Here is a 12727-nt window from a genome sequence, read left to right on the forward strand (position 1 = left end):
GTCCTAAACGTCGGAAGTATGGAAGGGTCATGGCTGCTCGAAACCTTCGTCCGGGCAGTGTTCAGACATAGCTATGACCATTCGGTAACCCAATGATTCCGCTGAAAAATACAAACAAGTGACAGTCACTGTCCCATCGAATGCCCGCCGAGACAGCCCGGGCCTGTCATCAATAGCCAAGGGGCTGTCGTCGAATGAAAAGCGCCCCTGATAAGGGGGCTATCTAATGGCAGTACTGAAAAAGTCTCTGGTGATGAGTCGACGTAAGCGACTGCTGCGCCTGAGTCACGAGTTGCCTGGTACGCCAGGCAGGAGAATAACAATATGAAATTCGTGAAAAGTCTTCTGGCTGCCGTACCCCTCATGGCGCTGGCGATCGATGCCCACGCCTATGTATCGAGCCAGGAAGCCGCCCGGCTGGGCACCAGCCTGACGTGGGTGGGAGCCGAAAAGGCCGGTAATGCCGACGGTTCCATTCCGCCCTACAACGGTGGCCTGACCACTGCGCCGCCCGGTTTCAAGACCGGCGACAGTATGCGCCCGGACCCCTTCGCGGGCGAAAGACCGTTGCTGGTGATCAACGGCAAGAACGTCGACGCTTACAAAGGCATGCTGACCGCCACCACTGTAGCGTTGGCCAAGCGCTACCCCGCCTTTCGCGTCGACGTCTATCCGACCCACCGCACGGCATCGCTCCCACAGGCGGTACTGGACAACAGCCGCAGAAATGCCACCAACGCCAGGTCCCTCAACGGCGGGATCGCCATCGACAATGTGATGCCCGGGGTGCCTTTCCCGATTCCGCAATCCGGCGCCGAAGCGATGTGGAATTTCCTGCTGCGCTACCAGGGCGTCAACATCCACTCCAAGTACGACTCCTGGAGCGTCGACACGGCGGGTGTACCGAGCCTGGCGGTCACCGGCGAGGCATTCGTCTCCTTCCCGATCTACGAGAACCTGTCGAAACCGTTCAACAGCTCCGACATCTACTATCAGTTGAAGCTGTCCTATACCGGACCTGCGCGCCGAGCCGGCGAATCGATCATGCTCAAGAACGCGACCAACCCGGCGGAGTTCCCTGGCCGCGCCTGGCAGTACATGCCTGCCCAGCGCCGCGTCAAACAGATCTCGATCCTGGCCTACGACACCCCCAACCCCGGTACCGCTCGTGCACTCGAGCTGTACGACTGGACGCTGGTGGGCAAGCAGGAAATGATCGTGCCCTACAACACTTACAAACTCACCTACGCTCGCGCTGCCAAGTCGCTGACCACGCCTGACTTCATTTCCCCGGACTTCGTACGCTGGGAAAAGCACCGTGTCTACGTCGTGGAGGGCAACCTCAAGCCGGGGGCGAAGCACATCTACCAGAAGCGCCGCTTCTACCTGGATGAAGACACCTGGGCCGCGGTGGCCTCCGATCAGTACGACACCAGTGGCCAGCTATACCGAGGCTCCTTCGCGTTCTTCAGCCAGAGCTACGACCAGCAGGTCCCGGACGCCACCCCTTTCATGACTTACGACCTGTCCAAAGGCACCTACAACATCAATGGCGTGGTGGGCCCCCATGGCGGCATCCGCTACATCGAGCCGCTATCGACGGCGCAGTGGGTGCCAGAATCCATGGCGGGTGCCGGTATCCGTTAGGTCCGCGGCGAAGCAACTCCCGATCATCCATGACCGATGAATAACAAAGCCCCCAGGTTCAAAAGAACCAGGGGGCTTGAGACTTCGGGTGAATGTTTTCGTGCAGATATGGAGCGATTGCAACAGGCCAACCGTAGCGTTTGTCCTTGAAAAACGGGACTCTAATAACCCTTGAAACGATCAACCTCATTCAAGAATGGTCTACCCTCTCGCTCTCTCTGAAGGTTCTCGACGATCACTGCCACACCCCCTTCAATCTGCACATCACTCGCGATGTGCGGGGTCAACAGTACTCGAGGGTGTTTCCAAAAAGGGTTGCCCGGGGACGCAGGTTCCTGTGCCAGGACGTCCAGCACTGCGCCTCCCACGCGACCTTCATTGAGCGCTGCAAGCAGATCTTGCTCAACCAGGTGGGCACCACGCCCCACGTTGATCAGCCCCGCTCCCTGAGGCAGTCGAGCTAGCGTTGCAGCATTGAGCATGCCCTTTGTTTCGGGGGTCAGCGGCAACATGTTCACAACGATGTCGCACTAAGCTAAAAACTCACCCAGTTGCCCAGGTCCGACATAACAACGCCCTCCAGGAACATCCTTCAAGGAGCGATTCCAGCCACTGAGTTGAAATCCCAATGGTTGAAGACAAACAAGCGCAGCTCGCCCCAGATTACCAAGCCCCATGACGCCAACTCGCCGCTGCGAAGCAAGCACGATTGGCCTGGGTTGCCAGCGTCCTTCGCGTTGATCCTGCTGATACGCGAGGATGTCTCGATGCAGGGCAAGGACGGCAAACAAAACATACTCGGCCATGATGCCGGCCATCGAGTCATCAACCAGTCGGACGAGCGAGACCCCTGCCGCCAAACCGGTCAGATCGAACTGATCGACGCCAGCCCCCGCAGCGTAAAGGACTCGAAGATTGCAAAACTGATCAGCAAATTTGGGGAGAGGCTCCCAGGCCAGGAGGTAACGCACCTCTGCCGGGTTACCTGCATCAGGCCATGCGCGGAACTCCAGTTCAGGCGCCATCGATGACAGGCAATCACGCCACTTCTGCGCATCGGCCGGGTCTGCCATGTACAGGATGCACATTGAAAGCTCCTTGTCCGCAATCGGGAAGCAACCACTGTTTTTTCAGAGTGGCCCCGTCAGATAGTTGATGAACCGCCGAAAAAGCTCGGCGTTCGTGGAAATATCGAGGCGCTGGTAAATATTGTGCTTGTGAACCTTCACGGTGCCTTCCGATATGTTCAGCACGGCGGCAATCGACGTATTGCTATGGCCTTGCAGGATCAGTTTCGCGATATAGCGCTGGGTCTCCGTAAGCTGTCCCTGGAGGATGTGAACGAACGCATCTTCGGATCTCGCCTCGGTACTTTCCGAGCCCATGTAAAAATCGCTGTGCTTGAGCCGGCAATGCAGTTCCAGCAACGAATTGATAACCGGTGCCAGTGTTTCCAGCGCATTCATTTCCCCGGTCAGGAAGGCTCCATTCCTGAGGTTCCTCATCATCGAATAAACGATGGCGACTCGTGCCTGGACGGGAATGATGAAGCCAATTTCTTCTATCAGCGTGCCATGCTCGGACGACACGCAGGGATGCAGATCCTTGGAGATTGAAAACCCCGAAGAAAAGAAACTGTCGGGTGCCAAATCCCTCATCCGCCAGAGGCCGGCTGGATGATTATTGATGCAAGCGACATAGAACGGGTCTAGCAGGTAGCCGCCTCGAATGTAGGCATTCAGCGTTTTCTCCGGCACCGACTTGTTGTACCCGTTGTGTATCAGGATGGGCGGGTGATTGAAGCGGAACAGATAGCCGCAGCTCATATCGAAGCCCAGGATACTTCTCAGCGCTGAATCAATGGACGCGCCCATCCGCTCCGAGCCCACGGCACTGATCAGGGTTGAGAGCATTTTCGCGTCACTGGCTTTCATATTGACCACACTTGTTCTGCAAAAATGGAACTTCCCAATGGCGCAAATGTAAACGCACGACAGCATGCCAGGCCATCGTGCGTGACTTCGAACTCAACCCGGGAACCGCAGGTCTCAGGTCAACTCAGGGGCAGCGCCAAGTCCACTCTCCTTGATGTCCTTCTCGCCCAGTTCCAGCGCCTTGGGCACCGCAAGCCAATAGGCAAGCATCATGCCGATCAGGCCGCCGCTGAGTTTGCCGATGATCAGGGGAAGAATGAGCGAAGGCTGGAAGTTGGCGGAGTAAGCCAGATGGTCGCCAAAGGTGAACGCTGCACAAACGGAAAAGGCAATCACCAGTACTTTGTCCTTGGGCGGCATATCGGCCACCAAGCGGAACATCGCCAGTATGTTAGCCGAAGCCGCGAGCAGACCTGCCGCGCCCATAGGAGAAAGCCCCAATACAGCGGCCACTTTCTCTATGGGCTTTGAAAGGAAACGCTTGATCAGGTAGACCATCGGGAAGGCACCGCACAACATGATGCCGACATAACCTGCGATTTCGAGCGCCCGGAATTGATCTTCCTTGTCGGCAATGATGGGGGCGAAACCCCAAGTGCCGAATACCGAACTGAAGAACGAGGTGAAGTACTCGACGATCGAGGCCACCAATACCAGGGTCACGACACCGTATACGACCTGACCAAGCCTCAAGAACAACAGCACCATCAGGTTCGGGAAGTAGCGCAATGCGGCGGCCAGTGCACCGCAGAACAGAATCAACGGCATCAGGTTCTGAACCAGCATGCCAAGATTGAAATGCAATGCCTGAGTGGCCTCGCCCGCCGTGGCAATGTCCGGCCTTACACCCAGTCCAAGAAACTGCATGCCCATTGCAATAATGATGATGCTGATCGGAATGCTCAGCAGGCCCGCCATGATGCCTAGCGCCATGTACTTGTGATCGGCCTTGTTGAGCATCGCAAGGCCAACGGGGATGACGAAGATCACGGTCGAGCCGGACTGGAACCCGGTTATCAGCCCCAGGATCCAGCCTTCGGGGCTTTGTGACAGGGCATGAGCCAATTGATACCCACCCAGATCAGAGGCGATGAATATCGGCCCGGCGATACCCGCATCCGCGCCCATGGCGAGAAACATCGGAGCCAGGACCTGGCTTATGAAACTGGAGATGAAGGGGATGGCGGCCATGATCCCTGCCACAGGCAGGAAGATCGGTCCAATGCTGTGGATACCTGCGTTGAATTCCTTTCCGAGTTCGGACTCTGCATTGACGATGGAGGCTATGCCGCCAATAACGGCGCACACCATGATGATATAAATGACATACGTACCTATATGTTCCATTGCTGCCTCTGCTATTTAAGAGTTTTTGTTTGGCAGAATTCAGGTGCAAACGATTTTATTTTTGGTGGTCAGTGTTCCGGCTCAGAGCGCGGTGTATCCGTTATCGACGAAAAGATGCGTGCCGTTGACGAAGCTTGAATCATCGCTGGCCAGGAACAGAGCCGCAGATGCCACCTCGCCGGGCTCACACAGACGCCCCTGCATCGCCCCGATTGCCTCGTCGCTAGCGTCCACGCCAAACCGGCGAAGCAGATCAAGCTCGCGCTGGCCATGGGCGGTACTGATAAACCCAGGGCAAATGGCATTGCTGCGAATGTTTCGATCGCGGTACTCGACCGAGATGGCCCGCGAGAACATATGGCAGGCCCCTTTGGTGGTGCAGTACAAGACTTCCATGGGCGTACCGACCACACCGGAGATAGAAGAGGTGCAGATGATGCTGCCACCGCCCGACTCGATCATCCCCGGCAGGACAGCCTTGGTGACGAGGAACATGCTCTTGACGTTGATGCTCATCAGGCGATCCCAGTCGGCCTCGCTGGTTTCCAGGAACGGCCCGGCGGAAATCGTCCCGGCATGGTTCATCAACACCGTAATGGCGCCAAAGCGCTCCTCGGCTTGCCTGACAGCGCGATTGACCTGATCGGCCACCGACACATCCGCAGGCAGGAAACAGGCTACGCCGCCAGCCGCGTTAATCCGCGCGGCGACCGCTTCGCCCTGGCTGGTTGGCAGATCCAGGATCGCGACCTTCGCGCCCTCCCTGGCAAACAATTCCGAAACGGCCAGGCCACAACCCCCTGCCCCACCACTGATCAACGCTACTTTGCCTACCAGTCGACCCATTTTTGGTTTTCCTTATTGAAATCGAAGTGAAGTTTGCGATTTCAAGCTAAGTGCCAGCGACAGGACACGTCCATATATCGACCGATATACAAGACTTCAACCTATTGTTTTTACTTGTTTTTTAGTACTGAAAGACATCGAGCAGCGACGACTGGCTTGCCGTCGCTGCTCAATCAGGGGGTTCAATCTCTAATGAATTACGACTTTGCTGAAGCGGACGACCAGACCGTCTTTTGGGCGTGACGACGAGTATTCATCAGCCCCAATGCGATGATCACGATCGTCAAGGCCCCGGTAGAAAGCACCTCGCTACGGTGCGCGGGCATCGCGACCATGACGCCCAAGGCGAAAACGATAAAACCGATGACCAGCCACGTCAGCCAAGGGAACAACCACATCTTGAATTCGATCCGGGAACTGGATTTTTCCAGCTTCGCTCGCATGCGCAATTGTGAGAACGCAATCACCAGATACACCAGCAGGGCAATAGCACCGGAACTGGCGAGCAGGAACGCGAACACCTGCGACGGTGCAAAGAAATTCAATGCTGTTGTGGCGATACCGATTACCGTACTGGCGATCACGGCACCCCGCGGTACGCCGGCCGATGACGTGCGCTGTAGAAAGCCAGGCGCTTCATTACGCTTGCTCAGCGAGTAGACCATTCGGGAGGAGATGTAGATCGCGGAGTTCAAGCAACTGGCAACGGCAAACAACACCACAATATCAACGATGGTTTTCGCGAAGGGTACATTCATGATCTCCAACGCTCGCTGATACGACCCTTGCACTGGCAGCAACGGGTCATTCCATGGCACCACGGAAATGATCACAAAAATCGAGAGCAGGTAGAAAATGCAGATTCGCCAGATGACCGACTTGGTCGCCCGGGCGATATTTTTAGCCGGATCCTTCGATTCCGCTGCAGCGATAGTGACCGCTTCCGTGCCGACGAAACTGAACATGGTGGTCAGCAACGCGCCGATGATGGCTTCCCAGCCGTTGGGCATGAAACCGCCGAACTCAGTCACTAGACGACTGACACCGCTGACTTCCCGACCGGGTAAAACCCCAGCAATGGCACAGGCTCCAAGCGCAATGAAGGAGACGATGGCTATCACCTTGACCATGGCGAACCAGAACTCGAATTCGCCGTATTTGGCGACGCTGAAGAGGTTCGTCAGGGTGAGCAAAGCGGTTACGCCTACCGCGAACACCCATGTTTCGACCTGAGGGAACCAGCTGTTGAGCACAACGCCAGCGGCAATGGCTTCAAGCGGAATCACCAACACCCAGAACCACCAATACAACCAACCAATGGTAAAGCCGGCCCAGGGACCGATGGCGCGGTCGGCATAGGTGGAAAACGAGCCCGTATCGGGACTGGCGACCGCCATCTCGCCGAGCATTCGCATCACCAGTACCACCAGCAGCCCCGCCAAGGCGTAGGCGACGATCGCTGATGGCCCGGCTGCCGCGATGGCGTGGCCCGAGCCGATAAAAAGCCCCGCGCCGATGATGCCGGCAATGGAAAGCATGGTGACATGCCGCTGTTTGAAGCCAGCGGCCAGATTGTCATCCGTTGTTAGTTTGCTGTTAGTTGACATTAGTGAGCCCTTGTTATTTTTTTGGAGGCGAGCTGCCGCAATTCAGTGACTTGCAAATATGTTTGCAAGTATCAACTCTGAACTTTGAGAACAGCGTATTTCTAATGCTGTGGAACGTGAGGGTCAGGCTGGAAAGAACGAGATTTAAAAATCTGGGGTTTTATAGTCATGCATAATGCACCTCTTGTAATTTTAAGAATCATCACAATGCAAATCCTTATGACGGCCACGATGCTACGGCTTGCCCTGAGTCGCCGAATCGACTGGGTACGTCATTCGCTTATCTGTTTGCGACACAACGCCTCGCCAGCGCATCAATAAAAAACTTCCTGCACTAAGGCACTAGTTTAGAAAGACGCCCTTTAAAAGTTCAGTTATTGTTATATGTAACGAAGTCGAAATTCGCATTGTCTTACTCATCAACGCGGTTCTACCGCCGGGTCACCTGAGAAGGGAATACAAGATGCTTTATCTTCAGGAAATGCTGGGTATTGCGGTGTTTTCCATCACAGGTGTGCTGGCCATCAAGAAAGCCGATGTCGATTTGTTTGGTGCTGTGGTGCTCGGAATCATCACGGCTATTGGCGGCGGTACCCTGCGCGATCTGTTACTGGATCTTCCGATCTTCTGGATTGCCGACTTCAATTACATTTGGGCCGCTTTGCTTGCAGCACTCCTGGCGTTTTTTCTGACCAAAAGACTACAACAGCGTTACCGTCTGTTGCTTTATCTCGATGGGTTAGCTGCAGCGCTGTTCGGATTGGCCGCTACCGAGAAAGTCCTGGCATTACATCTCGCAGCGCCATTGGCAGTGATGATGGGAGTGCTGACCAGTATTGGAGGCGGCATCGCACGGGATGTCCTGGCCGGAAGAGTCTCACTGCTGATGTCACGTGACATTTATGCCACGCCAATTTTGCTGGGATGCACGCTCTATGTTCTGCTGCGCAACGTATTCCCCTCGATCTGGATCGCCGGCTGGATTGCGTTGATTTTTACCTTCGGCTTGAGGTTTCTCGCCATCTACAAGCATCTCCAGATGCCGGCGATCTTCTCCACCAAACAGGGCTAGCAAAGCAAAGACAAGACCGGCCCCTAATCCCCATAGAAGCGCTAGGGTGCCCTGATTGCCGAGACCGAATGAATGCGTTACAAGGATTAAACCCAATGTGACGAGAATCAGCAAAAACGATTCTGAAAAACGGATGCGATCGCGAAATATTGCAACATCCAATAAGGCAATGAATGCTGGAAAGCTGGCAAATCCAAGTGTCGCCATTATCAGTTTTTTTGCCATTGCTTGATGCAGCACTCATCCCGACATTCGTGGTATTCGGGATGAGTGTGCATACCGCTGTCATCCGTTCGGTAGATTACCGCTCAGAGACGTCGATCCAGATGGTCTTGATTTCGGTGTACTGATCGTGGGCCCAGATTGACTTGTCGCGCCCGCCAAACCCGGACTCCTTGTATCCACCAAACGGCGTGGAAGCATCACCCTCACCGAAGCAGTTGACCGTCACAATCCCCGCGCGAATTTCGCGCGAGAGCTTGATGGCGTTGCGCAGGTTGTCGGTGTACACCGATGCCGCCAGGCCATACACCGAGTCATTGGCCAGAGCGATGGCTTCGTCGACGGTGTTGAACGTAGTGACCGCCAATACAGGGCCGAAGATCTCTTCCTGGAACAGTCGGCTGTCGGCACCTACGCCATCGACAACGGTAGGCTCGACAAAGATGTCACTCTCGGTGTTGCCGCCATAAACGACGTCGAGTTTTTCAACAGCCGCTTGCTCGAGGTAGGAACGAACCTTCTCGAAATGCGCTTTGCTGACCATAGCGCCAAGGCGATTGTCCGGATCCAGTGGATTGCCCATTTTCCATTCGCGCATCTGCACGCCGATGCGCTTCAACAACTCGTCCTTGATGTCCGCATGCACGATCAAGCGCGAGGAAGCCGAGCAGTTTTCGCCCATGTTCCAGAATGCGCCATTGACGACGTGGCTGGCGACCAGATCCAGGTCTTCAACGTCATTCATCACCACTGCAGGATTCTTGCCGCCACACTCCAGCACAATGCGCTTGAGGTTCGAATCCGCCGCGTAGTTAAGGAACCGGCGCCCGGTGGCTGTCGAGCCAGTGAAGCTGACCATGGACACGTCCATGTGGCGGCCAAGCGGCTCGCCTACTTCACCGCCCCCGCCGGACAGCACGTTGAACACACCGGCGGGCACGCCTGCTTCATGAGCCAGTTCGGCGACACGCAGAGCCGTCAAGGTGGTTTCCTTGGCCGGCTTGACGATGATGGAGCAGCCCGCGGCCAGCGATGGGCCGATTTTCCACGCCAGCATCAGCAGCGGGAAGTTCCAGGGCAGCACCAGACCGACGACCCCGATGGCTTCACGCACCACCAGGCTCAACGCGCCGGAACCGACCGGTGCGGTGCTGTCGTAGATCTTGTCGATCAACTCCGCATGCCAGCGGATCATGTGAATGGTTTCCGGAACATCCGTGAGTTGGCACTCGCGAACGGGTTTCCCGCTATCCAGACTTTCCAGGACAGAAAGCTCGTGGGAGTTCTGCTCCAGCAGATCGGCAAAGCGCAGCAACACCTTCTTGCGCTCGCCAGGGCTCAGTTTATGCCAGCGACCATCTTCGAAGGCTTCCTTGGCCTTGGCCACCGCGAAGTCAACGTCTTGAGCGTTGCAGGCCGTGATCTCGGCCAGCACGTCATTGGTCGCCGGGTTGGTTGTCGTAAAGGTGTTGCCCGACACCGATGTGTAGGACTCACCGTTGACGAACGACTGAGTCGGGAACTTCAGGTCCCGAGCGATGGCGGCATATTCTGCCGCGCTGAGAAGGCCAGTCATTTTGCGCTCCCGGTCACCTGGGCGACGTCACGTTTCAGAGTGGTGATGATGTCCTGCAAGGCCTGTTTCTCGTGTTCGTACAGAGGTTGCAGAGGCGAACGTACACCGCCAGTGCGAAGGCCGTTCAACTCGCAGCCAACCTTGATCGACTGCACGAATTTTCCGCTTTCCAGGAAGTCCATCAGCGGCATGAAGGCGCTCATGATCTTGCGGCCTTTATCGAAGTCTTTTTCCACGACACAGGCTTCGTAGAGCGCAACGTGCTCACGGGGAATGAAGTTCGATCCGGCGCAAACCCAGCTGCGTGCGCCCCAGGCGAAGAACTCCAGCGCCTGGTCATCCCAGCCGCAGGACAGGCTGATGTTCGGGTATTCCCGTGCCAGGCGATGGACTTGCGCCATGTCGCCGGAGCTTTCCTTGATGGCCACGATGTTTTTGCTTTCGGCAACGGCCGCGAAATACTCCGGGCCCATGCTGACACCCATGCGTGCCGGGTAGTTGTAGAGCATGATCGGCAAGCCGGCGGCACGATCCACGGTCAGCGCATGGATGGCGTTTTCTTTCTCGGTAGGCAATGCATAAGGCGGAGAGCCCACCAGAATCGCATCGGCCTTGATCTCGCGAGCGGCCTTGGCATATTCGACGGAGTCTTCAGTGCGGATTGCACCGGTACCAATCACCAGTGGCAGTCGTGCGCCGATCACATCTTTAGCCTGGGTCGCCAGTTCGATACGCTCTTGAGAGGTGTGGGCGTAGTACTCGCCGGTCGAACCGCCAATGATAATGCCGTGCACTTTCGACTCGATCAGATACTCCAGCACGTCGGCGAAAGCGGCCTTGTCGATTTCACCGCTCGCGGTCAAAGGGGTAATTGCCGGGGTATAAATGCCTTCGAATTTCATGATTGCCTCTCCATTACTAAGGGAATGTTATTCAACCTGGCGTCCACCGCCATTTATCAGGGACAACTCATCGCTTACGGCTCAGTTGCAGCTTCTCAACTGCTCAGCGCCGCTGCGTCGCGCAAGTTCAACGAACGTGTTTCAGGTGCCATGGCCCAAGCTGCCATCAGCCCGATAAAGGTGACCACGGCGGCCACATACATCGTGTTGCCGATACCCAGGGTCTGTAGCGAAACAGGTACCAGGTAAGTGCCAACCGCTGCTCCCACTCGGGAAAGGGAAGTTCCGATGCCTACGGCAAATGCGCGAACCTCTGTAGGGAACAACTCGTTCGGATAAACAAGCTGCAGAACTTGTGCTCCACCGATAAATACCGCGTAGGCACCGAACAGGAAGAGCACCAGTACTTCATTGCTGTGTGAAAAAGTCGCCAAGCCCAACAGCGCCAGGCCCGACCATAGAAAGCTGTGAATAAGCATGCAGCGTCGGCCAATCGTGTTGATCAGCCTTGTCGCGAGCACACAACCGACCACAAACAGCATCGTGATGATCATGGAACCGTATGAGGCCCACTCCCCTTTCAAATTCAACGCCAGGAGAACCTTGGGGGCGAACGCATAGACTGCAAAAACAGGAATGATCGAGCATGACCAAAAGACGGAAACAAAGAACAACCGTTTCCCATATCCGGAATGAAGCAAATCCAGGAATGACGTTTTCTTCTGGTCTGGCTCCTCAGGGAGATCGCGAAGCGAATAGTGCTGACCGTACACATGCTTGATCACGCGCTCTGCATCAGCCTCGCGCCCCTTGCTCAAGAGCCAGCGCGCGGACTCCGGGGTGCCGACACGCAGCAATAGCAGCAACAGCCCGATGACGGAGGCACTCGCCAGCGCATAACGCCAGGCGTCATCTCCGCCCACATTGAGGATTGAAGTACCGACAACGTAGGCAAATGCCGCACCGGCAAACCACAGGATGGTCAGCGCCGCGAGCCTGGGACCGCGTTGTTTCTTCGGCAAGAACTCGACCAACAACGACGTGGCCACTGGATATTCAATGCCCACCGCCAGACCGATGATAAATCTGAGGGCGAACAATACCGGTGCTGACTCAACCCAGAACTGTGCCAACGAGCAAACGATGAACAGCGTAGGCCCAACGAAATAAACCTTTTTGCGACCCAGCCTGTCGGTCAACCAGCCACCGATGAAACCGCCAAAAAACACCCCCATGAGTGCCGATGCGGCAATCATTCCTTGCCAGAACTCCGACAAGTTCAGGGCGGATGTTATTTGCATCATCGCTATACCGATAATGCTCAGTACATAACCGTCTACAAATGACCCGCCCCCGGAGCGGGCGGTCAGTAAACGATGGAAATTATTGAGAGGAACATCCTCAATAGAGGTATTAGGACTTGTCATTATTGTCTCCTATTCCGCTTCGGTCATTCAAAGGGCTGAAGCGCAAACCCAAAATCCGGGCGAATCAAAGCCGCCTCGATAAGAAACCATCAGCCTTAATGGACTAACCAATAAGCTAAAAACTTCTAACCAATTACTTAACGTTTA

General features: G+C 55.8%; 9 protein-coding genes and 1 pseudogene. 2 read left to right on the top strand and 8 right to left on the bottom strand.

The genetic code is table 11. From position 1 onward, the window contains the following. Positions 1 to 324 precede the first annotated feature (324 nt). Positions 325 to 1647 carry a DUF1329 domain-containing protein gene (locus tag KW840_RS14495; RefSeq protein WP_218495872.1) on the top strand — a complete coding sequence of 441 codons (1323 nt, stop codon included), beginning with the start codon at positions 325 to 327 and terminating at the stop codon, positions 1645 to 1647. 161 nt (positions 1648 to 1808) lie between these two features. Here KW840_RS14495 and KW840_RS14500 read toward each other — a convergent pair. The 5 genes and pseudogenes from KW840_RS14500 to gabP form a co-directional block, all read right to left on the bottom strand. Then, positions 1809 to 2735 (bottom strand): annotated as a pseudogene (locus KW840_RS14500) (2-hydroxyacid dehydrogenase). A gap of 42 nt (positions 2736 to 2777) precedes the next feature. After that, positions 2778 to 3581, bottom strand: coding sequence for a LuxR C-terminal-related transcriptional regulator (locus KW840_RS14505; protein WP_154946424.1), 804 nt, complete (start codon positions 3579 to 3581; stop codon positions 2778 to 2780). Between the two features lie 114 nt (positions 3582 to 3695). Then, positions 3696 to 4928 (bottom strand): ethanolamine utilization protein EutH, encoded by a 1233-nt coding sequence (gene eutH / locus KW840_RS14510; RefSeq protein WP_218495873.1) that lies wholly within the window; start codon positions 4926 to 4928, stop codon positions 3696 to 3698. An 81-nt stretch (positions 4929 to 5009) separates the two neighbouring features. Further along, complete coding sequence (locus KW840_RS14515) at positions 5010 to 5774, bottom strand: SDR family NAD(P)-dependent oxidoreductase (protein ID WP_090455167.1); 765 nt, start codon at positions 5772 to 5774, stop codon at positions 5010 to 5012. Between the two features lie 197 nt (positions 5775 to 5971). Continuing rightward, the gene (gene gabP, locus KW840_RS14520; protein ID WP_218495874.1) at positions 5972 to 7381 is read right to left on the bottom strand and encodes a GABA permease; all 1410 of its coding nucleotides are present in this window, start codon (positions 7379 to 7381) and stop codon (positions 5972 to 5974) included. A gap of 463 nt (positions 7382 to 7844) precedes the next feature. Between gabP and KW840_RS14525 the strand changes: the two genes are divergently transcribed. Beyond that, positions 7845 to 8453, top strand: a complete 609-nt coding sequence (locus KW840_RS14525; protein ID WP_218495875.1) for a trimeric intracellular cation channel family protein — start codon at positions 7845 to 7847, stop codon at positions 8451 to 8453. Positions 8454 to 8754: 301 nt separating this feature from the next. Here KW840_RS14525 and KW840_RS14530 read toward each other — a convergent pair whose 3' ends face one another. The 3 genes from KW840_RS14530 to KW840_RS14540 all read right to left on the bottom strand — a co-directional run bounded on the left by KW840_RS14530 (position 8755) and on the right by KW840_RS14540 (position 12580). Continuing rightward, positions 8755 to 10251, bottom strand: a complete 1497-nt coding sequence (locus tag KW840_RS14530; RefSeq protein WP_218495876.1) for an aldehyde dehydrogenase — start codon at positions 10249 to 10251, stop codon at positions 8755 to 8757. Then, the gene (locus KW840_RS14535) at positions 10248 to 11153 is read right to left on the bottom strand and encodes a dihydrodipicolinate synthase family protein (RefSeq protein ID WP_154909035.1); all 906 of its coding nucleotides are present in this window, start codon (positions 11151 to 11153) and stop codon (positions 10248 to 10250) included. Before KW840_RS14535 ends, KW840_RS14530 begins: the two co-directional genes overlap by 4 nt. Before the next feature lie 95 nt (positions 11154 to 11248). Then, positions 11249 to 12580: an MFS transporter gene (locus KW840_RS14540; RefSeq protein ID WP_218495877.1), complete on the bottom strand. Its 1332-nt coding sequence runs from the start codon at positions 12578 to 12580 to the stop codon at positions 11249 to 11251. Between the last annotated feature and the right edge of the window lie 147 nt (positions 12581 to 12727).

The sequence above is a fragment of the Pseudomonas sp. PDM30 genome, from assembly GCF_019218985.1.
In the GTDB taxonomy this organism is placed as follows: Bacteria; Pseudomonadota; Gammaproteobacteria; order Pseudomonadales; family Pseudomonadaceae; genus Aquipseudomonas; species Aquipseudomonas jessenii.

Coding starts and splice junctions, on each gene's coding strand:
- KW840_RS14495 (WP_218495872.1), top strand. CDS start 325: ATGAAATTCGTGAAAAGTCTTCTGGCTGCCGTACCCCTCATGGCGCTG.
- KW840_RS14505 (WP_154946424.1), bottom strand. CDS start 3,581: ATGAAAGCCAGTGACGCGAAAATGCTCTCAACCCTGATCAGTGCCGTG.
- eutH (WP_218495873.1), bottom strand. CDS start 4,928: ATGGAACATATAGGTACGTATGTCATTTATATCATCATGGTGTGCGCC.
- KW840_RS14515 (WP_090455167.1), bottom strand. CDS start 5,774: ATGGGTCGACTGGTAGGCAAAGTAGCGTTGATCAGTGGTGGGGCAGGG.
- gabP (WP_218495874.1), bottom strand. CDS start 7,381: ATGTCAACTAACAGCAAACTAACAACGGATGACAATCTGGCCGCTGGC.
- KW840_RS14525 (WP_218495875.1), top strand. CDS start 7,845: ATGCTTTATCTTCAGGAAATGCTGGGTATTGCGGTGTTTTCCATCACA.
- KW840_RS14530 (WP_218495876.1), bottom strand. CDS start 10,251: ATGACTGGCCTTCTCAGCGCGGCAGAATATGCCGCCATCGCTCGGGAC.
- KW840_RS14535 (WP_154909035.1), bottom strand. CDS start 11,153: ATGAAATTCGAAGGCATTTATACCCCGGCAATTACCCCTTTGACCGCG.
- KW840_RS14540 (WP_218495877.1), bottom strand. CDS start 12,580: ATGACAAGTCCTAATACCTCTATTGAGGATGTTCCTCTCAATAATTTC.